At 58.0% G+C, this 21,144-nt stretch carries 18 protein-coding genes; 15 read left to right on the top strand and 3 right to left on the bottom strand.

Annotated elements, in window-relative coordinates; translation table 11 throughout:
* Nucleotides 1–39 precede the first annotated feature (39 nt).
* The 3 genes from BMZ79_RS21340 (at nt 40) to ilvN (ending at nt 3,525) form a co-directional block, all read left to right on the top strand.
* Nucleotides 40–927: a LysR family transcriptional regulator gene (locus tag BMZ79_RS21340; RefSeq protein WP_090643523.1), complete on the top strand. Its 888-nt coding sequence runs from the start codon at nt 40–42 to the stop codon at nt 925–927.
* Nucleotides 928–1,246: 319 nt separating this feature from the next.
* Entirely contained in the window at nt 1,247–2,992 is a 1,746-nt protein-coding gene (gene ilvB / locus BMZ79_RS21335; RefSeq protein ID WP_090643520.1) for a biosynthetic-type acetolactate synthase large subunit, read from the top strand.
* A complete protein-coding gene (gene ilvN, locus BMZ79_RS21330; protein WP_090643518.1) occupies nt 2,989–3,525 on the top strand; it encodes an acetolactate synthase small subunit in 537 nt (178 codons plus the stop codon). The genes ilvB and ilvN overlap by 4 nt, the downstream gene beginning before the upstream one ends.
* A 30-nt stretch (nt 3,526–3,555) precedes the next feature.
* On the opposite strand, the gene BMZ79_RS21325 is transcribed toward ilvN, so the two are convergent.
* Nucleotides 3,556–4,467 (bottom strand): hypothetical protein, encoded by a 912-nt coding sequence (locus BMZ79_RS21325; RefSeq protein WP_143089020.1) that lies wholly within the window; start codon nt 4,465–4,467, stop codon nt 3,556–3,558.
* Between the two features lie 235 nt (nt 4,468–4,702).
* Here BMZ79_RS21325 and BMZ79_RS21320 point away from each other — a divergent pair, with 235 nt between their 5' ends.
* The 6 genes from BMZ79_RS21320 (at nt 4,703) to BMZ79_RS21295 (ending at nt 9,998) form a co-directional block, all read left to right on the top strand.
* Nucleotides 4,703–5,242 carry an NAD(P)H-dependent oxidoreductase gene (locus BMZ79_RS21320; protein ID WP_090643513.1) on the top strand — a complete coding sequence of 180 codons (540 nt, stop codon included), beginning with the start codon at nt 4,703–4,705 and terminating at the stop codon, nt 5,240–5,242.
* A gap of 468 nt (nt 5,243–5,710) precedes the next feature.
* Nucleotides 5,711–6,613 (top strand): LysR family transcriptional regulator, encoded by a 903-nt coding sequence (locus tag BMZ79_RS21315; RefSeq protein WP_090643510.1) that lies wholly within the window; start codon nt 5,711–5,713, stop codon nt 6,611–6,613.
* Between the two features lie 234 nt (nt 6,614–6,847).
* A complete protein-coding gene (locus BMZ79_RS21310) occupies nt 6,848–7,831 on the top strand; it encodes an SLAC1 anion channel family protein (RefSeq protein WP_090643503.1) in 984 nt (327 codons plus the stop codon).
* Nucleotides 7,832–7,874: 43 nt separating this feature from the next.
* Nucleotides 7,875–8,162, top strand: coding sequence for a hypothetical protein (locus BMZ79_RS21305; protein ID WP_143089019.1), 288 nt, complete (start codon nt 7,875–7,877; stop codon nt 8,160–8,162).
* Between the two features lie 99 nt (nt 8,163–8,261).
* Nucleotides 8,262–8,753 carry a C40 family peptidase gene (locus tag BMZ79_RS21300; RefSeq protein ID WP_090643498.1) on the top strand — a complete coding sequence of 164 codons (492 nt, stop codon included), beginning with the start codon at nt 8,262–8,264 and terminating at the stop codon, nt 8,751–8,753.
* Nucleotides 8,754–8,819: 66 nt separating this feature from the next.
* Nucleotides 8,820–9,998, top strand: coding sequence for an NAD(P)/FAD-dependent oxidoreductase (locus tag BMZ79_RS21295; protein ID WP_090643495.1), 1,179 nt, complete (start codon nt 8,820–8,822; stop codon nt 9,996–9,998).
* On the opposite strand, the gene BMZ79_RS21290 is transcribed toward BMZ79_RS21295, so the two are convergent.
* Nucleotides 9,978–10,460: a spore coat protein gene (locus BMZ79_RS21290; protein ID WP_143089018.1), complete on the bottom strand. Its 483-nt coding sequence runs from the start codon at nt 10,458–10,460 to the stop codon at nt 9,978–9,980. The genes BMZ79_RS21295 and BMZ79_RS21290 overlap by 21 nt on opposite strands.
* Before the next feature lie 242 nt (nt 10,461–10,702).
* On the bottom strand, nt 10,703–11,776 hold the full coding sequence (locus BMZ79_RS21285; protein ID WP_090643489.1) for a GntR family transcriptional regulator: 1,074 nt from the start codon (nt 11,774–11,776) through the stop codon (nt 10,703–10,705).
* A 465-nt stretch (nt 11,777–12,241) separates the two neighbouring features.
* On the opposite strand from BMZ79_RS21285, the gene BMZ79_RS21280 reads away from it, so the two are divergent.
* From BMZ79_RS21280 to BMZ79_RS21260, 6 genes are all read left to right on the top strand, one after another.
* A complete protein-coding gene (locus BMZ79_RS21280; protein WP_090643486.1) occupies nt 12,242–13,135 on the top strand; it encodes an ABC transporter permease in 894 nt (297 codons plus the stop codon).
* 12 nt (nt 13,136–13,147) lie between these two features.
* Nucleotides 13,148–14,044, top strand: a complete 897-nt coding sequence (locus BMZ79_RS21275; RefSeq protein WP_090643484.1) for a carbohydrate ABC transporter permease — start codon at nt 13,148–13,150, stop codon at nt 14,042–14,044.
* 135 nt (nt 14,045–14,179) lie between these two features.
* Nucleotides 14,180–15,853 carry an extracellular solute-binding protein gene (locus BMZ79_RS21270; protein WP_090643482.1) on the top strand — a complete coding sequence of 558 codons (1,674 nt, stop codon included), beginning with the start codon at nt 14,180–14,182 and terminating at the stop codon, nt 15,851–15,853.
* A 209-nt stretch (nt 15,854–16,062) separates the two neighbouring features.
* Nucleotides 16,063–17,673 carry a hypothetical protein gene (locus tag BMZ79_RS21265; RefSeq protein WP_090643480.1) on the top strand — a complete coding sequence of 537 codons (1,611 nt, stop codon included), beginning with the start codon at nt 16,063–16,065 and terminating at the stop codon, nt 17,671–17,673.
* Between the two features lie 101 nt (nt 17,674–17,774).
* The gene (locus BMZ79_RS34385) at nt 17,775–17,915 is read left to right on the top strand and encodes a hypothetical protein (protein WP_177222253.1); all 141 of its coding nucleotides are present in this window, start codon (nt 17,775–17,777) and stop codon (nt 17,913–17,915) included.
* Nucleotides 17,912–20,983: an alpha-mannosidase gene (locus BMZ79_RS21260; RefSeq protein WP_090643477.1), complete on the top strand. Its 3,072-nt coding sequence runs from the start codon at nt 17,912–17,914 to the stop codon at nt 20,981–20,983. The genes BMZ79_RS34385 and BMZ79_RS21260 overlap by 4 nt, the downstream gene beginning before the upstream one ends.
* The last annotated feature ends 161 nt before the right edge of the window (nt 20,984–21,144 follow it).

Genomic DNA, 21,144 nt, shown 5'->3' with positions numbered 1-21,144 from the left:
TTCTTATTAACCAGAAGGAATGAATAGGAGCGTGCGAACGTGGAACTTCTTCAGCTGCACTATTTTCTCGCGGTAGCCCGGTCGGAGCATGTGACCGAAGCCGCCCGTCGTCTGCATGTGACGCAATCGTCGTTAAGCAAGACGATTCAACGCCTGGAAGACGATCTCGGCGTCCAGCTGTTCGATCGTATAGGCAGAAGGCTGCAGTTGAACGATTACGGTCGAAGATACCTGCGCCGGGTGGAACGGGCCTTGTTCGAATTGGACCAGGGCAGGCTGGAGCTGAACGATCTATCCAGCCCGGATCACGGCACGCTTGAATTGGGGGTGACGAGCGCAAGCGTATTGCACTACATCCTTCGAAACTTTCGACAGAAGCGGCCTCATATTCAATTTCACGTGCAAATGCTGACGACGCAGGAAATGATCGCGCTTCTGGAGAGAGGCGAAGTGGATTATTGTTTGTCCTCGCCGCCGATCGAACGGGATGACATCGAATGCCGCATCGTGTTTATCGACCCCATCCTTGTCGCCGTTCCGAGGGGGCATCGGCTGGCGGATCGCGGCAGCGTCGCCTTGGCGGAGCTGAGGGAGGAATGGTTCGTCGGGGTAAAGGCCGGCTACGGGACGCGCGATTTAATGGACGAGGTATGCAGATCGGTAGGCTTCGCGCCGCATTATGTCTACGAGGGGGATGAACCGGCGAGGCTGGTCAATCTCGTGGAAGCCGAAATCGGGATCGCGTTCATCCCAAGCACGGCAAGGAACGATCGGGCCCAGATCAAGTATCTCCAGATCGAGACGCACGAAGTGGTACGGGAGATCGCGTTATTGTGGCACAAGAGCCGGTACATATCGCCTGCCGCCCGGGAGTTTCGCGAGGTTGTGTTCGATTATTTCGCGGCCTTGAAAGGACAAACGAATTAGACCCTTCCATAGCGCGCGGCAGGAGGCAGCGCATGAACTAGGCTGTCCGATTCAAGCCGTTGCGAATGTTGCCGATGATCCAGCCCTTCTTCTATTATCCGCCTCCTCGATGCTTCTTGCCTCGCGGTCCCGTACATGCGCGATGCCCGACGACGGAAACGGCTTCCCGAACGATCGCCTCAGCCTATCAGGTTCATAGAAATTGCGGTATTGATCCGAAAATTCAAATTACATACAATGAGGCAACGGCAAATGTTCCTGGATCGACGGGTCCGTTAAATCGCGGTAGAGGCGAACGCTGACAGGGGGAGGAAAAATCATGATCGTCACCGAAAGGCGCGGCACAAAGCAGGAGAGCATGCAAAAGCTCTTGAATAACGATTGGATAACCGGCTCGGAGGCACTGCTCCGAAGCTTGCTGATTGAAGGCGTGGAATGCGTGTTCGGCATTCCGGGCGGAAGCGTGCTCCATATCTACGACGCCATTCACGATCTCCCGGACTTCGCGCACGTATTGACGCGCCATGAACAGGGGGCCATCCACGCCGCGGACGGCTATGCGCGGGCAACGGGGAAAGTAGGCGTTTGCTTCGCGACGTCGGGACCGGGGGCGACGAATCTCGTCACGGGCATCGCCACGGCTCATATGGACTCCGTTCCGCTGGTCGTGATAACCGGCAACGTCGCAACGCCGCTCATCGGTACGGATGCGTTCCAAGAAGCGGACATCACCGGGATTACGATGCCGATCACGAAGCACAATTATTTGGTTCGCGATGTCAACGAGCTGCCGAGGATCGTCCATGAAGCCTTTTATCTCGCTTCCACCGGGCGAAAGGGACCGGTCGTGATCGATATTCCGAAGGATGTGACGAGCCAGAAGGCGAGGTTCGACTACCCGGCGGGCACGCCGCGGATTCGGGGCTATGAGCCGGAGACGATTCCGGATCGGGGCCAAGTCGGCAAATTAATCCAAGCGATCGCGGAAGCGGAACGTCCCGTTATTCTGGCGGGCGCGGGCGTCATCCATTCCGGCGCGTCGCTGGAATTGCTCGAATTCGCCGGCAAGACGCGAATTCCCGTTACGACGACGCTGCTTGGACTGGGCGGCTTCCCGAGCGCGCATGAATTATGGATGGGCATGCCGGGGATGCATGGCACGTATGCGGCGAACAAAGCGCTGCAGAATTGCGATCTGCTGATCGGCATCGGCGCGCGCTTCGATGACAGGGTCACGATGAAGACAAGCGGTTTTGCGCCAAAGGCGAAGACGATCGCGCATATCGACATCGATCCGGCGGAGATCGGCAAGATCGTAGCGACGGCGATCCCGTGCGTCGGCGACGTGAAATCCGTCCTTCGGCTGGCGAACGCGGATGCGAAGCCGGCGAGATCGGATGCGTGGCTGGCGGAGATCCAAGAAAACAAGCTGCGTTATCCGCTTCGGTACACGGACTCGGCAGCCGTATTAAAGCCGCAATACGTCATGGAAATGATCAGCGAAACGACCGGCGGCAAAGCGATCGTTACCACGGACGTCGGCCAGCATCAAATGTGGGCCGCCCAGTTTTACCGGTATTCGGAGCCGCGTTCGCTGATTACCTCGGGCGGCCTGGGCACGATGGGGTTCGGGCTGCCTTCCGCGATCGGGGCGCAGGTCGGCCGGCCGGACCGCCTCGTGGTGTCCGTTAACGGCGACGGCGGGATCCAAATGTGCGCGCAGGAGCTGGCGATATGCGCGATCTACCGGATCCCCGTGAAGATCGTGATCTTGAACAACCAGGTTCTCGGCATGATCCGGCAATGGCAGGAACTCATCTACGATAACCGGTTAAGCCATATGGACCTCTCGGGAAGCCCGGATTTCGTCAAGCTCGCCGAAGCCTACGGCGTGACCGGACTTCGGGCGACGAATAAAGCGGAGGCGCAAGAAGCGTGGAAGCAGGCGCTGGAACTGCCGGGTCCCGTGCTGATTGATTTTCAGATCAGTCAAGAGGAGAACGTATACCCGATGGTTACCCCGGGTTCCACGATCGACGACATGATTATGGGGGATGAAGCATGAAGCGGCATACGATTTCCGTCCTTGTCAACGACCACCCCGGCGTGCTGCAGCGGGTTGCCGGATTGTTCGGCCGCCGCGGGTTCAACATCGACAGCATCACGGTCGGCGAGTCGGAAGAAGCCGGCTTGTCACGCATGGTCATCGTGACCACCGGAGACGACAAACTGCTCGAGCAAGCGAACAAGCAGCTTCATAAGCTGATCGACGTGATCCGCATCGCGGAGGTCAGCGCGTCGCCGTTCGTCGAGCGCGAGCTGGCGCTTATCCGCGTCAGCGCCGTTGCCCGGCTGCGGCCGGATCTCTTCGGGATCGTGGAGGCGTTCCGCGCCTCGATCGTCGATATCGGGGCGGACACCATGATCATCCAGGCCGTGGGCGATCAAGAGAAGATCGATTCGTTCATTGGTCTGCTTCGCCCCTATGGCATCTTGGAACTGACGCGAACCGGCTTAACGGCCATGAGCCGCGAAGAAGCCGTCAACGGCTTACCGCCCTTCGCGGCGATAGGAGGAGCCGGGCGGTACGTTGAATAACGATAAAAAAGGCAGCCGCGAGGCTGCCTTTTATTCGTTCACGGCCGCCGCTCGCGAATTGCGAATCTGACGATTCGCGGCGGAGATGCACATCAAGGCGCCCGTCGTGACGAAGACGCCTGCCGGAAACCACCACGATCCCCAGGCGGGGTAAATAAGCGGCATGAGCGACACGCCGAACGCGACGGGAACGGGCGTTTTGCAGGCGATGCAAAGCAAGAGCGTAAGGATGACGTTGATGACGCCGACCGTTAGGATCGAATCGCCGAATAGGTGATAGACGCCGACGGAGAGAAGCGCCGTAATCGTTAAGACGGCCAATCGAGGCGGAATGAGCTTCCAACCGAAGTTCGAATGAAACACCTCGAAGATGAGGGCGAATACGGGCGGGACGATCAGGGCTTCAAAACCGGTCGCGGCCACGATGCCCATCCATAGCATTAAAACAAGGGTGATGGTCACCGTTTCGGCGACGTTGCGGAATTTTACCGGATCCTTCGACGCCTTTTCGGGCGTGCGAACGGCGTAAGCGGCCCACATGATGACAAACGAAAAGACCGCGGTCGAAATCGCGAACACGTAATCATGCAAGCCGATGAAGATCGGCAGCAGGGCAGCCGGGATCGTCGGTCCGAATTGGACGCGGAATAGATGCATCAGGATGACGATGATCACAAGGCCGATCCATAATTTGATCAACGGCGCCAGGGACGCATAATTCAAGGAAGTGCCGATGAAGGCTCCCAACGTGGGCGAAAGCCACAAGTGAAGAGGCTTCTTGATCCAGTGCGGCACTTGGAATACGATGACGCCCATCGCCATGCCCGCGATTTCAGGGAACAGCACGTCCCGCTGATCAAGCAGCACCGAGCCGACCAGCATGACAACGACAAGCAGATAGGCCCATAAAAACCTTCTGGTCTGCAGCATATTCCAACCCAATGTCCGATCTCCTTTTCGCAGCCGCTTTGATGGGATCATGCTTTTCTTTCCATGGATAATTGAGGCGAGGGGATGATTTCGATTGACCTTGACGGGTGTAGTATCCGCTCGAAGCTGGAACTTATACGCAGCGGTTCCACATCATTCGCGCGGGCTGGCGGGCGTGGCAAAACCGGATATCGGGGCAGGCTAACGAGGTGAAAATCAATCACTATCCAGGATTGGAGACGATTCGATGAAAATCATGGTCATCATTACGCATCCGAACATGGAGACGTCCCGCGTCAATAAGGCATGGCGCGAAGAATTGCAAAAGCACGGCGAGATCACGGTCCACGAATTGTACGCGGCCTATCCGGACGAGAAAATCGACGTCGCCCGGGAGCAGCAGCTAGTCGAGAGCCATGACCGCATTATTTTTCAATATCCGCTGTATTGGTACAGCACGCCGCCGCTGCTCAAGAAGTGGTTCGATGAAGTCCTGCTGTACGGCTGGGCTTATGGATCGGACGCCAGCAAGACGGCCGGCAAGGAAATCGGCGTCGCCATCTCGACGTACGGCACGGAAGCGTCTTACCAATCCACCGGATTCAACCGGTTCACGCTTCAAGAGATTCTCCGCCCGGTCGAAGCGCTGGCGCATTTCATCAGCGCGGACTATCTGCCTCATTTCGCGTTAAACGATACGTCCAACTTGACGGATGAACGGCTCGCGCAGAGCAAGAAGGACTATATTCAGCATATCCTCGGCGTAAAGTCGCTGGCGGTCCGCTGACCGGCGATTCACGATGCACGGTTCGGCAGACATACGGGCAGGTTCTTCCCGACCGGAGAAAAGCAGACGATTGAAAACCGCGATTATCGCGGTTTTTTTCGGTTTCTTTTTGCATTGGAATCCGCATGCGCGCTTAACGAATGGCCTCGTTAGAAGTAATTCTAAACGCAACGCCGAGGCGTTGTAAAATACGGAATCCTGATACGTACTATCTCTGCAGGTGATAGTCAAATACTGGATGCCATCCGCGCTTTGATAGAAGTAAACTATGATCCTGATAGAAAAAGAGGCATTGATCGATGAAGAACGATTTGGTTATAGTTGCGTTGTTCGAAACCGGGGCGACTCCCGGGGGGAAGCCCGAGTAAATAATCGCGCCGGACATGAGGGGAAACTAAGCCGACGAACGGGATGGGCGTTGGCTTGGCTGTTGCGTTTCCCGACAACGAAGAGAAAGGGGGGACCCGAATGGAATTGCGGCAGCTGGAATCCTTCATCACGACATCGGAGGAACTGCACTTTACGAGGGCTTCCGTGAAGCTGGGCATTACCCAGCCTTCCTTGAGCCATCAGATCAAGACGCTTGAAGACGAGCTCGGCGTCTTGCTGTTCGATCGCATCGGGAAAAAAATCGCGTTGACCGAGGCGGGCATGATTTTGTTCCGGCACTGCAAGCTGGCGTTCGGCAATTTAGCGAGCGCCGTCGACGAAATTCACGAGCTTCAGCAGATCGAGCGGGGCACATTGACGGTCGGCGCGCTGCCCGGGGAATTGAACCAATTGGTATCGTCCTTGCTGCTTGATTTCCATCAGAGATACCCCAAAGTCCGGATTAAACTCATCGGCGACGAAGATATCGTGAACCAGGTTCTGCAAAACGAGTTGGATGTCGCCTTGACGATCTTTCCGGTCGAGGACGATCGCGTGCGAACGGTTCCGCTCTATCGGGAAAACTTCTATTTCGTGGCGACTTCGGATCATCCGTACGCGGGCCGTTCGGCCATTAATTTCGAGGACATTCTGAATGTCCCGATCGTCATGTTTCCGGAAACGCACCGGTGCCGCCAGTTGATCGACACGACGTGCACGGAGGCCGGCCGCAAGCTCGTGCCCTTGATCGAGACGACGACGATCGAATCGTTGTTCAAGCTCGTTCGTTCGGGCGCGGGCGGCACGATCTTATCGCGGACCCTGGTCGACATGTACGATTACGACGACTTGTTCCGCATTCCGATCCAGAATCCCGCGCTGTCGAGGGAAGTCGGGATTGCGTATCACCGGGATAAATACATGGGCAAGGCCGCGCTCGGGTTCATCGATCTGATTACGGCTCACGTGAAGGAATTGAAGCAGGAGGCCGCGCCGTCGTAAGGGGGAAGCAACCGTCGAAGCAGCGGTCTTCCTCGATTTATCATTGCTCTGATCTATGGTTTCTATAGTAACAGCGGTATTGATCTATGATTTTGCATCCCATACAATGAGCCAACAGGAGAAAAGCCGATCTGATCGGGAGGAAAACGAATAAAGGAGCGGATCCTTTTGACGTATCTCAACGACTTCACGCGATCGCCTCCGTAACACAAAACCAGAAAGCGGTGTCCGTTCATGCAAGCAGCGACTGCCATGGAGAAACATAAAAGCATTGGTTCCATTCAATTTTTGCCCGTAAATTTATTTGCGTCCGTGATGGGGATCTCGGGCTTGTCCTTGGCTTGGAGGGAGGCGAACAAGGTATTCGGCGCCTCCACCGCCATAGCCGACGTAACGGGAATGATCGCCATCGCGATCTTTATCGCGTTAAGCATCGGGTATCTCGCGAAATGGATGAACTACAGCCAGAAAGTCAAGGCTGAATTCAGGCATCCGATTATCGGGAATTTTTTCGGTACGATTACGATCGCGATTCTATTGCTCTCCTCCGTAATCGGCGTATACAGTACGCGGTTCGGTCAGGTGATCTGGATCGTCGGCACCGTATCGGCATTAGCGCTTTGTTTTGTTTTCGTCACGCGATTGTTGAACGGGAATCATGAGCCGGTGAACAAGGTTCCGGCTTCGCTGGTACCCGTGGTGGGTACCCTCGATATTTCGGTGGCCGGAGGGTCGATGCCGTTTCCGTGGGCGCATGAAGTGAATCTGTTATCGCTGGCGATAGGCGGCGTGATCGCGTTGGTGTACTTCACGTTGATCTTCTCCCGATTGATTCATCACGCGCCGATGCCGGCCGGGTTAACGCCATCCATGATCATTATGATCGCGCCGTTCGAGGTAGGTTTTCTCGGCTATACGAATTTCGAGCAGCGGATCGATCAATTCGCTTCGATTTTGTTCTACTTCGGACTCTTTTTATTCCTTGTCTTGTTCTTCAAAGTATTCAAGAAAACGATCCCGTTCGGCGCTTCCTGGTGGGGAGTCAGCTTCCCGATGGCCGCGCTCAGCAACGCGGCGCTAAAATACGCGCTGTTCGCGGATTCTTGGCCCTTGATCGCGCTGTCGGGCATTATTTTGGTGGTGTTTAGCATCGTCGTCGTCGTGCTCTTCGTCCGAACGCTGAAATTGCTGGTTAACGGGGAATTGCTCAAAGGCTAATCGGCAAGCTTCGTACGGTATGGAGATGGAGGCGAGGCAGTTCATGGACGAGCTGTCTCCCTGCAAATCGATCGATTATAAATCGGATAGGCAAGAGGAAGGGATGGGAACGAAAATGGCATACAGCCCGCTTCAACATGACGCCGATTTTGAAAATGCCCATTTATTCGGCTGCTATGTCATGGTCGTTACGAATGAGAAAATGACCGGCGGAGGATGCATAGAGCGCTTTAACGAAGACCGCGTGGTGATCGGGGGCAAGCCGTTTTCGCGCGCGGGTTCGTCGTTCATTCCGATGCCTCCGCCCCAAATGGACATGAGCGGTCTCTAGGGGAGGCCGGTCTTACAACAGACATTTGCACAAAATACGCAGCTCGGCTGCGCATCCGGAAGCTGTACGAATTTTAAAGCATGGAGGGTGACGATCGGTATGAATATCAAGCAAACGTCCTGCAAATTAATCGTCGTCGGGCTGGGCCTGTCGATCGGCTTGACGTGCCTCGGGCTCGGACAAGCCCCGAAAGCGAACGCCATGTCCTCGAAGACGGCCGCCAGGTTGATCCATTACGCGGACAATTACATGGGGACGCCCTATCAATTCGGCGTAAGCACGGCGACGACCGATTATTTCGACTGCTCCTCCTTTACGATGCGCGTATACAAGAAATTCGGCTACGAGCTGCCGCGCACGGCCCGCGAACAAGCCCGGGTCGGAAGGTTTATCGCGAAGCCGCAGCTGAAGGAAGGCGATCTCGTGTTCTTCCGCGTACCGAGCCGGGGCAGCATCATCGGGCATGTCGGCATCTATGTCGGCAAAGGCAAAATGTTAAATGCCTATGGCGCCGGCGGCGTCAAATTGACCCGCCTTGACTCGGGCTATTGGAAGGCGCATTACGTGACCGCGCGCCGTCTCGGATCGTGACGGATTCGGCCTTGGCGCAGGCGAAGATGATGGGACAACGAAGAAGCGAACGGGGAGGACGGAGACATGAGCAAGCAAATTCTGATACTGGGGGCGGGCTACGGCGGTCTGCTCGGCGCGCTTACCGCGCGGCGGCATTTTACGGCGGAGGAAGCGACGATTACGGTCATTAACCAATCCGAATCGCACCAAATCATCACCGAGCTGCATCGTCTGGCGGCCGGTAACGTGACCGAGAAAGCCGTCGCGCTGCCGCTCGGTCATCTGCTCAGAGGCAAAGACATCCATCTGCATATCGGCACGGTGTCCAAAATCGATCCGGAAAACCGGCGAGTCGAGTTGGAAAACGGCATGTCCTACGACTATGACGCGCTTGTCCTGGCGCTCGGCAGCGAAACGAACTTCGTCGGCGTTCCGGGGCTGCAGGACAATAGCCTCACGCTGAAATCCGTCGCGGATGCGAATCGGATCTTCGCTCGCGTCAAAGACCGGATAGCCGCGTACGCGCGCTCAAAATCAAAGGCGGACGCGACCATCGTCATCGGCGGCGGCGGCTTGACGGGCGTCGAATTGATCGGCGAGCTGGCTGACGAGCTCCCGCGCATATGCCGCGAACGCGGCGTCGATTACGAAGACGTCGCGTTGTACTTGGTAGAATCCAAATCTTCCATTCTGCCCGCGTTCCCGGCGGATCTCGTCGAGCGCGCGACGAAGAGCCTCGAGGCTCGCGGCGTGCGATTCTTGACGGGCCGGAAGATCAGCCGCGTGGATGGCTCGTCGGTCAGCCTGACCGACGGGCAGACGATCGAATCGGGTACGGTGATATGGGCGGGCGGCGTTCAAGGCAACTCGCTCGTGGCGAACTGCGGCATCGACGTTGATCGGGGACGCGCGACGGTCAACGAGTATCTGCAATCCGTCTCGCACCCGGATGTATTCCTTGCCGGGGACTGCGCGATCGTATTCGGACCGGACGGATTGCCCTACCCGCAGACCGCGCAGCTGGCCTGGCAAATGGGCGAACTCGTCGGAAGCAACCTGTTCGCTTTCTTCAAAGGCGGCAAAATGGCGGCGTTCAAGCCGGTGAACTCCGGTTCTCTCGCCAGCTTGGGACGTAAGGACGGCATCGGCATGATCGGCGAGAGCGGCCTCGAACTGAGAGGCCTGCCGGCGTCTTTGATGAAGAAGGCAAGCGGCATGCGGTACTTGGCGCATATCAACGGGTTATTCGCGCTTGCGTATTGAATGCCCGTGGAACGCGATCGCGTTCTGCCTCCATAGATTCATGGGATTCATCTCTCCGGACAAGTGCTCCGGCGTCCCCTCTTTCATCGCAGGCATTTGACGGTCCGCGTTCCGATTCAAGTACCGCGAGGTCTCGAAAGCCTGCTCGGCACAATGGAGAGCGCCTTGAAGCAGCGTATCGCGCAGCTGCGGCTGCGAGCAATCCAGCGCCGCCATGAACTTCATCGCGGCCGAAGTCTTATGAAGGTTCAGCAACGCAACCGCGGCATCCGCATCGGTTATTCGATCATCCGGGCCGAGAGGCGCCGGGTGGCCGGGATCGTCCGCCTTCGGCGGAGCTTGGGCAGCCGCCTCTTGGACCGCCCGGACGCATCGATCATAGCCCTCCATCGCCAATTGCAGCTGTCGGTCCGCAATCTGCGCCAGCTGCCGGTCCCGGATATGCGGTCGATACAGCTTCATGGTGCGGATATGGCTCCTGGATGCAGCCAACAGCTCCCGCAGTTCAACCCTTTCGTGCGCGCCTATGTCGGCAGCCAACGCGTCGTTCCTCCCTTGTTCGCAACCTTCGACTTGTGTTAGATTACCGAGCGAGGAGATTTGTTATGCAAGGCATGCCTTGGCCGGATTGATTAAGACCGTGCAGCAAGCGTAAACAGAAAAAAGCACCCCGATTCGTCGCGAATCGGGGTTTTCTTCGTGCGCTACAGCTCTTTGATCGACTCCCGGATGACAAGGCTGGTCGACAGCAGAATCTTCTTGTGGCAGCGCACGGCGTCGCCGCCGAGCTCGAAGAGCAGTCTCGCGCCCTCGTAGCCGAGCGCTTCGAAATTTTGCCGGACCGTGCTTAGCGGCACCTTGGCGAACTTCGAGCTTTCGAAATCGTCGAAGCCCATGATGGAGATCTCTTCGGGAATCCTTATGCCTTCCTGCGTCAGCCGTTCGATGATTTCGAGCGCCCGCCGGTCGTTGACGCAGAAGAGGGCCGTCAGCTCGCCGCGCTTGATGGCAGCGATCAGCTTGTCGTAATCCAGCTCCCGCCGGAAAAACAACGTCTCGTCGTTCGGTACGAGGGAAGCGTCCTGCATGGCGCGTTGATAACCGTTGAAGCGTTCGGCCTCCGCGCTCAAGTAGAAGTCGTAGGCGGCAAAGCCGATGTTCCGGTGGCCATGGGCGATGAGATGGGCGACGGCCTCGTAGGCGCCGTCGTTATTGTTGCACGTGATGCAATCGACCGGGAACCCGGAAGGGATGCGGTCGAGCATGACGAACGGGATGGCCTTTTTGCGGATTTCCTGCAGGTAAGTCTTGGCGGCATTCGGGTTGACGGAATAAATCAACAGTCCGCGCGTCTCCGATTGGATCAGCTTCATAATCAGCTCGCGCTCTTGCTCGAAGTTGTTTTCCACGAACTCGATGATCAGCTTGCAGCCCTGCTGGCTCAAGAAGGATTGGACGCCCTTCGTGATTTGCAAGTAGGAGCTGTCGTATAACTCATTGCCGGAAATGATGAAGGTGACGTAGCGCGTCGCCGCATCGGCCGCCGTTCCCCGGTTCGACACGAAGCTGCCTTTTCCCCGGACGCGGTAGATGACCCCCTCGTTGACCAGCTCGTTCAATGCTTTGCGCACCGTGATCGAGCTGACATCCAGCAATTGCGAGAACTCGGATTCGCTCGGGATCCGGCCGTCCTTGCCGAGCGCGTTGTTTTCGATTTGCGTAAGCACATAATCCTTGACCTGCTGATACTTCGGCGATATCGAGTCGTTCTTGCCCATAAATCGTCTCCTTCAAGTGAAGTGAAAGCTCTGTTTCTCTTGATTATAAGATAATGTGCTTACAAAGTATACTAACTTAATCTAATAACTACTGTCAAAAAACGAATTGACGGTCCAAATAGTATGTGTTACATTTTGGTAAAAGCATAATAACTTCCTGATAATTGGTATGTGAGGCAAGCGAATCCGCATGCGGGGAACGACAACGGAGCCATCGGCTAGCGGTGCGCTAGAGGAGGGGGACATACGATAAACCTTGATATAGCGCGTCATTTCAGAAATGAATGCGCTATCATAATCGTGCGGACCCACCGTGCAGCGGACGAGCTTCAGGGTGATCGAACGGGAGGTGCGGTCCGAACATAGCGCGGCTAGAACTCATATGTAGCTCGAATAACCTCGTATACTAGGTTTGCAGTCATTTGGCAAAAAGGAGTGTTTTCATTGCAGGCTAACGATCGAAGCATGCGAACGCGGATGTGGCGGCATCGCTATCTGTACCTGATGGTGCTGCCCGGATTTTTGACCGTGCTGATTTTCAATTACTTTCCGATGTACGGCATTCTGATCGCGTTCAAAGATTTCAGCGCCGCGCAGGGCATTATGGGAAGCTCGTGGGTCGGCTTGAAGTATTTCAAAACGTTCTTTCACGACCCCATGGCCTTCAGCGTATTGAAGAACACGCTGCTGCTCGGCTTATACTCCTTGTTTTGGTCGTTTCCGGCGCCGATCGTGCTTGCGCTGCTGTTTAACGAGCTGAAAAGTAAGCGCTTCAAAAAACTCGTGCAAACGGTTTCGTACTTCCCGCATTTTATTTCGGTCGTCATCGTCGCGGGCTTGATCAAGATCTACACGGCGCGGGACGGCTTCGTCAACCATGTGATTACGCATTTCGGCGGAGAGGCGGTCTCGTTCCTGCTCGATCCGGGCTGGTTCCGGACGATCTTCATCTCGTCGGGAATCTGGCAGGGAGTCGGGTTCGGCGCGATCATCTATCTGGCCGCGATGAGCGGCATCGATCCGTCGCTCTACGACGTCGCCGACGTCGACGGCGCGGGGAGATGGAAGAAGGTCCGGCACGTCACCTGGCCGTCCATTCGGCCGACGACCGTCATCCTGCTCATCTTCGCCATGGGCGGGGTGCTGGGCACGGACTTCCAGAAAGTCATCCTGCTGTATAATCCCGCGACGTACAGCGTGGCGGACGTCATCGGATCTTACGTCTACCGGCAAGGGATCTTGGGAGCGCAATACGCGTACACGACCGCGATCGGGCTGTTCATGTCCGTGATCTCCTTTGTCATTCTGTTCATTACGAATTGGATCAGCCGCAAGGTTTCGGATACGAGCTTGTTTTAAGGGGGGAGAGCTATGAGGAAAGAAAGCCTCGGCTCCAGAATGTTCGACGTGCTTAACATCTTCATCATGGTGCTGATCTTGGTCGCGGTGCTGTACCCGGTGTTCAACATTATCGCCACGTCCTTGAGCGGCGCGCGTTACGTGGCCAAGGGCAGCGTGACGATCTGGCCGCTCGGCTTCGAGTTCAAGGCGTATACGGATATTTTCAAAGATCGCTTGATCTTCACGGGCTATCTCAATTCCATCGGGTACGCGCTCGGCTCGACGTTCGTCATGCTGCTGTTTACGTCCTTGATGGCGTATCCGCTTACCATTCCCGGCTTTATCGGCAAGAAATTCCTGAACGTTTTTCTGATGATCACGATGTTCTTCGGCGGCGGCCTTATCCCGACCTACTTGCTGATCCGCAATCTGCATCTGCTCGATTCGTTTTGGGTCATGATCATTCCGGGCGCGGTCGGCGCCTATAACGTGTTCCTGTTCCGGACGTTCTTCGCGAATATTCCGTCCGAGCTGAAGGACGCGGCGCTGATCGACGGCGCCAACGAAGTCGTGGTTCTGTTCCGGATCATTCTTCCCCTATCGAAGCCGCTGCTGGCCACCTTCGCCTTGTTCGGCATCGTGGGCAGCTGGAACAGCTGGTTCGAGGCGCTGATCTATCTGCAGGATCAGGCGAAGTATCCGCTGCAGATGGTGCTCCGCAACTATCTGTTCACGCTGGATTCCAACGCGATCCAGGGCAGGGTGGGGGCCAGCAACGTGGCCATCAATTCGCCGGGCTCCTTGATGGACCCGAAGTCCATCCGCATGGCCGTCATCGTCATCACCATGTTCCCGATCATGATCATTTACCCGTTCTTCCAGAAGTATTTCACCAAAGGCATGTTCGTCGGCTCGATTAAAGGCTAGCCGGCCGCCCGGATGGACCGCATGCGAAGAACACACGGACCGTGGATTGGAGGCGCCTGAGCATCGGTCGTTGTTCGCATCGTCATCATAGCCATTCAGCCTCTTATCAAAATCCATACCAATTGGGGGATAAGCATGAATTCGAAAGCAGCAAAACTGGGCGTCGTCTCGACGATCTGCGCCTCCGTCATTCTGGCGGCGGGTTGCAGCGACGGCAATAACGGCAACAAGGGAAACAACGCAGCGAATCAAACCGACCCGTCATCCACGAATAAGGCTTCGACAAGCGGCGGGACGCTGAGCTTTACGGTCGCGCTCTCGGCCAACGGCGTGGACAACACGAAGAGCCCCATCCAGCAAGAATGGCTGAAGCTGATGGAGCAGAAAATGGGCAAGAAAATCGACATCAAATGGGACTACATTCCGTCTTCCGATTACGACCAGAAGGTCAAGCTGATGATCGCGAGCGATAACTTGCCGGACTTCTTCGCGACGCCGCTCTTCTACGACACGTCCGAGATGGTGAAGAACGGCCAGATCCTCGACCTCAGCCAGTACAAGGACGATATGCCCAATTACCTGAATTACTTGAGCCAGGTGAAGAACGGCACGGCGCAGGTCACGAACGCCGACGGCAAAATGTACTATTTCAAAGAAACGTCGCTGCCGCGCTTTCCGAAGGATACCGGGATGCTGATTCAGAACGTGTCGTCGTACCGGTACGACCTGTTCCAGCAGGACAAGATCCAGATCCCGTCCACGCTGGACGAGCTGTACGCCGCGGCGAAGAAGCTGAAGGAGCTGTATCCGGACAAGTACCCGATCAACACGAGATGGAACGATCTCAGGTCGCTGTTCAACGCGAACCACGTCGTGGACGACATCTACTGGGACGGCAGCCAGTACACGTACGGCGTCTTCCAGCCGGGATTCCGGGAAGCGCTGGAGTTTGCCCATAAGCTGTACGACGAGAAGCTGCTGGATCCGGAGTACCTGACCGATACGGACGATACGCTGAAGCAGAAGGCGCTGAACGGGGACAACTTCATCTGGCTGGCGCAGTGGTTCACGGACCCGGGCAACTACACCCGAACGGCGGCCGACGGCAAGATCTTCGCCGTGTCGCTGTACCCCGACAATCCGAAGTACGGCAAGTCCTGGCAGAACGTCGCGAACGGCAACACGCCGGACCTCGGATGGGCCACGTTCTGCATCAACGCCGACGTGAAGAATCCGGAGGATCTCATTAAATTCATCGACCTGCAGTACGATCCCGAGATCATCCGGCTGATCACGTGGGGACAGGAAGGCAAATCCTACACGCTGGACAAGGACGGCAACCCGACCTTCACGGACGAATTCAAAAACGCGGACGATCCTTGGGTGGTCGGCGACAAATACGGCATTCGCGCGAGCAAGCACTATTCGCCGGGTCTGCAGATCGCGGCCGATTCGAAGGCCTTCGTGGACTTCGCCGCCATGGACTATACGTATTTCAACGGCAAGTACGAGGAATCGCCGATCGAGAAATCGCCGTACCTGCGCAGCCTGCCGATGCCGAATAACGACTACGTGCCTTCTTCGTATACCGCGCCGACGCTCCAATTCACGCAGGCCGAGAGCCAGCAGATCTCGGAAGTGATGACGCCGATCAAAACGTATATTTTGGAACAAGAGTCCAAATTCGTCGCCGGCAAGGCAAGCTTCGCCGACTGGGATAAATTCATCGCCAAGGTGAAAGGCATGGGCGACCTCGATAAAGTACTGCGGATTTACAACGATGCCGCCAAGCGGGTCGTTTCCAAGTGATCGCTTTGAATGAACGGGGTTAAGTAAGTTGTCCTTGCAAACGTCTAAACAGCCGCTCTATGTAACTATTTAACTGCGCTAAGCAACTGTTCTTGGCAACTGCTCCAAGTCATGCATCAAGGATCCGCTCCAAGATAAGCTCCAAGGTTCAGAGCAAGGTTCGCTCGCGAGCTTCGCTTGCGGTAATCGAAGAATCAGGAGGAATGAAGATGAAAGCGGGAAGAGGGAAGTTGGCAGGGCTAATGGCGTTGGTGCTGCTCGTCTCGATGATGATGCCGGGGATGTCCCTGGCGAAGCCGGCGCCGGACAAGAACGCGCCGTTCATGATCAAGGTCGTCGATTCGGCGACGGGCAGGGGCATCCCGCTCGTCGAGCTGAGAACGACGAACAGCATCTCGTTTTACACGGACAGCGCCGGCGTCGTCGCGTTCGACGAGCCGGGGCTCATGAATCAGAGGGTGTTCTTCCATCTCGCGAGCGACGGCTACGAATATCCGAAGGACGGCTTCGGCTACAACGGCACGGCCGTGGACGTGACCCCGGGCGGAAGCGCGACGCTGCAGATGACGCGGCTGAACGTCGCCGAACGGCTGTATCGCGTCACCGGCGAGGGCATCTACCGGGACAGCGCGCTGCTCGGCCTGCCGGCGCCGATCAAGGAACCGCTGCTGAACGGCCAAGTCATGGGGCAGGATTCCGTGCAGACGATCGTGTATAACAACCGGCTGTACTGGTTCTGGGGCGATACGGACCGGCCAAGCTACCCGCTCGGCAATTTCCGCGTCACGGGCGCGACGTCGAAGCTGCCGGGCCAAGGCGGGCTCGATCCGGATGCCGGCGTCGATCTCCAGTACATCACCAACGACGACGGCTCGGTCAAGAGCCTCGTGCCGCCGCTGCCCGACGGCGCCAACATCGCCTGGGTATTCGGGCTGATGACGGTCAAGGACGACAAGGGCAAGGAGCGGCTGTTGGCTCCTTACAGCACCCATGCGCCCGAGACGCGGGCATACGGCATCCTGATGTTCGACGACAAGAAGCAGCAGTTCGAACCGGTCGCGGACTTCCCGTCCAAGGACATGAACGATTGGCGCCACGCCGGCGAGGACGGCCTGGCGACGTATTACGAGGAGAACGGCAAAGGCTACTGGGTGTTCACCGAGCATCAATTCCCGAACCTGCGGGTGGAGTCGAAGCTGAGCGCGGTACTGGATTACACGCAGTGGGAATCGTTCACGTGCCTCGCTCCCGGGTCGCGGTACGACGGCGCGAACACGAAGCTCGACCGCGATGCGGACGGCCGTCTGGTCTGGGGCTGGAAGAAGAACACGCCGATGATCTCGCAGGACCAGGAGAAGGAGCTGATCGGGCTCGGCTTGATCAAGAACGACGACCCGCATTACTACCAGCTGAAGAGCGCGGCCGACGGCGAAGAGGTGCAGCTTGCCCAAAGCTCGGTTGAATGGAACGATTACCTGAAGCAATACGTCATGATCGCGCAGCAGAAGTTCGGCAAGACGTCGCTGCTGGGCGAGCTTTGGGTCGCCGCGGCTCCGTCGCCGCAAGGACCTTGGACGAAGGCGGCGAAGATCGTGACGCATAACAACTACACGTTCTACAACCCGGCCCAGCACGCGGTCTTCGCCAAGAACGGCGGACGGACGATCTATTTCGAGGCGACGTATACCAACACCTACACCGATCATCCGCCGACGCCGCGGTACAACTACAACCAGCTCATGTACAAGCTGGATTTGGCCGATCCGCGCCTCGGGCTCGTCCCTGCTCAAGACGGCGCAAACGCGAAATCGTCTTCTTAACGTCAGGCATGCTTCCTAGAAAGAAGCGGCAGCGGCCGCTCCCGGTCGTATCGTACCGGGAGCGGCCGCTGCCGCAAGCGTCTTGAAGGAGTTGGAGTGGGATGAGCAAAGCGTATTTCGTAGACGGCTACCATGGCGGAATCAAAGGCCATATGCCGCTCGGTACAGGGCTTGGCCACGGTTCGGATCGGCGGCATTCGAACGGCTGCGATGAATTCATAAGCGAGGAGCAGACACGTTGAATCGAACCAAAGAGATTGTATTTCATGTCGCTAAGCTGCTGCAGAAGAAGGACCGGCTGCTGTTCACGAAGATCGCCGGGCTGGCATTCGACGGATTCGCGACCCGGGAGCAGCTGTCGATCGGCGAATTGGCGGGAAGGCCGTTCGGGCCGATCGCTCCGGGCGAACGGTGGGGCGGGGATTGGACGTACGGCTGGTTTCGCGCGTCGTTCGCGGTGCCGGAGGAGGCCGCGGGCAAACGGCTTGCGGCCGTGCTCGATTACGGTTCGGAAGCGACGGTGTACGTCAACGGCGCCGTGCGCGGCGCCATGGATCTTCAGCACCGCGACCTCACGCTGACGCGCGGCGCGCGCGCGGGCGAACGGTTCGAGATCGTCGCGGAAGCGTACGCCGGACATGCGGGCGTATGCCCGACGTTCGGCGAATCGCGGATTTGCGTCTTCGAAGAGGACGTCTATCAGTTCTTCCTCGATCTGGAATGCCTGTACGACCTGCGCAATCATATCGATCCCGACTCGCTTCGCGTCGCGGAGATCGACCGCTGCCTGACGCAAGTGTTCGCCGTCTTCGATTGGAGCCTGAGCGGCGAAGCCATGGCGGACAATGCGAAGCGCTGCCGGGACATTATGAAGCCCCTGCTGGCTTGCGTGAACGGATCGACGTCGCCGCTGCTGCATATGATGGGACAATCCCACCTGGATATCGCCTGGCTCTGGCCGATTCAGGAGACGAAGCGCAAGATCGCCCGCACGATTTCGAATCAACTGGCGCTCATGGAAGAGTACCCGGAGTACCGGTACGTCCAAAGCCAGCCGTACTTGTTCCAAACGGCGAAGGAGCTGTATCCGGAATTGTACGGCCGCATGAAGCGGGCCGTCGCGGAAGGCCGGATCATCCCCGAGGGCGGCATGTGGGTGGAGCCGGACACGAACCTTCCGGGCGGCGAAAGCTTGATCCGCCAGGCGATGCACGGCAAGCGGTTCTTCCGGGAGGAGTTCGGCAAGGACAACGAGATGCTCTGGCTGCCGGACGTCTTCGGCTACTCCGGCAATATGCCGCAAATCATGAAGGGCTGCGGTCTTCGCTATTTCGCTTCCGTCAAGATGTTCAATACGTACGATAACGCCGGGGATCCGTTTCCCTACAACACGTTCTACTGGGAAGGGATCGACGGCACTCGCATCCTGTCCCACCTGCTCGATTACGGGGCGAACTATCCGATTCGGATCACCCCGTCTTTCCTGATCAGCCAGTGGAACGACCGCGCGCAGAAAGACGGCATCGCGACCCGGCTGACGCAGTTCGGGCACGGCGACGGAGGCGGGGGCGCGAACCGGGACGACCTGGAATTCATGCGGCGGCTCGAGAACCTGGAGGGCGTACCCCGCACGAAGCACGGTTCGCCGATCGCGTTCTTCGAAGACGCAGCCAAGCGCCAAGATCCGGTCGCGACCTACGTCGGCGAGCTGTACTATCCGGCGCACCGGGGTACGTACACGTCGCAGGCGCCGATCAAGAAGCTGAACCGGCTGGCGGAGCTCGCGCTGCGGGAGACGGAGCTGTGGGGGGCGGCCGCGCGGCTGGCCGAGCGGCGCGCGTATCCGTATGCGGAGCTGGACCGGTTGTGGAAGATTTTGCTGCTGCACCAGTTCCACGATATCCTGCCGGGCTCGTCCATCCATCGCGTCCACGAAGAAGCGCAGGCCGCGCTCGCCGCGTTGAACGAGCAGGCGAACGGACTGGCCGCCGATGCGAGGAATACGATTGCGGGCGCGGGCGGTGCAGGCGTGACGGCATTCAATGCGCTGTCGTGGGCGAGGAAGGGACTCGTCGCGCTCCCGGGCGGCGCGAAGGGCATCTCGGACGCGGCCGGACGAAGCCTGCCGGTTCAATGGCACGAAGGCGTCGGCTATGCCGAGGTCGAGGCGCCGTCCATGGGGTGGGCCATCTATGCGGTCCGGCAAGAAGAGACTTCGCCGGAAGCGTCGCCGGCCATCGCGCCGGAACCGGCCGTTCGGGCCTCGGGCAATCGCCTCGAGAACGAATATCTCGCGATCGTCGTGAACGAGCGGGGCGAGCTGGCCAGCATCGTCGACAAAGCGACCGGAACGGAATGGGCGGACGGGAACTGCAACGTCATGCGGATGTACCGCGATCAGCCGTCCGACTTCGACGCGTGGGAGATCGACCGGCGCTATCGCATGGCGAGGCTGGAGCTGGACGAGCCGGCGGCCGTATCCGTCGCGGCGAACGGTCCGCTCTTCGCGGCGCTGCGGGTCGAGCGACGGTTGAACCGGTCGACGCTGATCCAGGAGATCCGCGTCGGTGCCGGCAGCCGTCGGGTCGAGTTCCGGACGACGGTCCATTGGCAGGAAACGAACAAGCTGCTCAAGGTGGACTTTCCCGTTCGCGTGCATGCGGGCGAGTCGATGCAGGACATTCAGTTCGGGTACGTCAAGCGGCCGAATCACGCCTCGCGTCCGCATGACGCGGACCGGTTCGAGGCCTGCCAGCACAAGTGGTCCGCGCTCGCGGAGACGAACCGCGGCTTCGCGCTGCTGAACGACTGCAAGTACGGCATCTCCGTCGACGGCGGCACGATGAGCCTGACGCTGCTTCGGGCGCCGACCTATCCGGACGAAACGTCCGACCAAGGCACGCATGTCTTTACGTACGGCTTCCTCTTCTGGGACGGCTCGTTCTTCGACAGTCCCGTGGTTCGCGAAGCGTACGAGCTGAACGTGCCGCTGACCGTCGCGCGCGGCGGCGCGCGGCTGACGCGCCGATCGTTCTTCGAGACGGAGGCCGGCAGCGTCATCGTCGAAACCGTCAAGCTCGCCGAGGACGGATCGGGCGATTGGGTCGTCCGGCTGTACGAGTCGAAGGGCGCTTCGGTGTCCTGCACGCTGCGCGCGGACGTGCCTCTCCATGCGGTCCGCGAAACGAATATGCTGGAGGAACCGATCGCCGAGCTGCCGTTCGACGTCGACGGGAACGCCATCGGGTTGGCGTTCCGCCCGTTCGAGGTGAAGACGCTGCGGCTTGCGATAAACGAAGAGCTGCTTTAAGCTGGAATAAGATCCCATACAGGAACCCCCGGCGGGCTATTTGCCCGGACGGGGGTTTCGCGCGGAAAAACGACAAGAAGCTTACCGATTCGAGAATTATCGTAATTTCGGAAGCGTAACCGTCGAACGCTGCGATTACCCGAGAAATAATCGCATAGAGC

The organism is Paenibacillus sp. UNC496MF, assembly GCF_900113915.1.
Lineage (GTDB): Bacteria > Bacillota > Bacilli > Paenibacillales > Paenibacillaceae > Paenibacillus_Z > Paenibacillus_Z artemisiicola.
The sequence above is the reverse complement of the archived record's forward strand: the minus strand, read 5'-3'. Positions and strand labels throughout refer to the sequence as shown.

Bases quoted from the DNA above. Each gene is read 5' to 3' on its own strand.
- ilvB (WP_090643520.1), top strand. From the start codon at position 1,247: ATGATCGTCACCGAAAGGCGCGGCACAAAGCAGGAGAGCATGCAAAAG.
- ilvN (WP_090643518.1), top strand. From the start codon at position 2,989: ATGAAGCGGCATACGATTTCCGTCCTTGTCAACGACCACCCCGGCGTG.
- BMZ79_RS21320 (WP_090643513.1), top strand. From the start codon at position 4,703: ATGAAAATCATGGTCATCATTACGCATCCGAACATGGAGACGTCCCGC.
- BMZ79_RS21315 (WP_090643510.1), top strand. From the start codon at position 5,711: ATGGAATTGCGGCAGCTGGAATCCTTCATCACGACATCGGAGGAACTG.
- BMZ79_RS21310 (WP_090643503.1), top strand. From the start codon at position 6,848: ATGCAAGCAGCGACTGCCATGGAGAAACATAAAAGCATTGGTTCCATT.
- BMZ79_RS21305 (WP_143089019.1), top strand. From the start codon at position 7,875: ATGGACGAGCTGTCTCCCTGCAAATCGATCGATTATAAATCGGATAGG.
- BMZ79_RS21300 (WP_090643498.1), top strand. From the start codon at position 8,262: ATGAATATCAAGCAAACGTCCTGCAAATTAATCGTCGTCGGGCTGGGC.
- BMZ79_RS21295 (WP_090643495.1), top strand. From the start codon at position 8,820: ATGAGCAAGCAAATTCTGATACTGGGGGCGGGCTACGGCGGTCTGCTC.
- BMZ79_RS21290 (WP_143089018.1), bottom strand. From the start codon at position 10,460: ATGAAGCTGTATCGACCGCATATCCGGGACCGGCAGCTGGCGCAGATT.
- BMZ79_RS21285 (WP_090643489.1), bottom strand. From the start codon at position 11,776: ATGGGCAAGAACGACTCGATATCGCCGAAGTATCAGCAGGTCAAGGAT.
- BMZ79_RS21280 (WP_090643486.1), top strand. From the start codon at position 12,242: ATGCGAACGCGGATGTGGCGGCATCGCTATCTGTACCTGATGGTGCTG.
- BMZ79_RS21275 (WP_090643484.1), top strand. From the start codon at position 13,148: ATGAGGAAAGAAAGCCTCGGCTCCAGAATGTTCGACGTGCTTAACATC.
- BMZ79_RS21270 (WP_090643482.1), top strand. From the start codon at position 14,180: ATGAATTCGAAAGCAGCAAAACTGGGCGTCGTCTCGACGATCTGCGCC.
- BMZ79_RS21265 (WP_090643480.1), top strand. From the start codon at position 16,063: ATGAAAGCGGGAAGAGGGAAGTTGGCAGGGCTAATGGCGTTGGTGCTG.
- BMZ79_RS34385 (WP_177222253.1), top strand. From the start codon at position 17,775: ATGAGCAAAGCGTATTTCGTAGACGGCTACCATGGCGGAATCAAAGGC.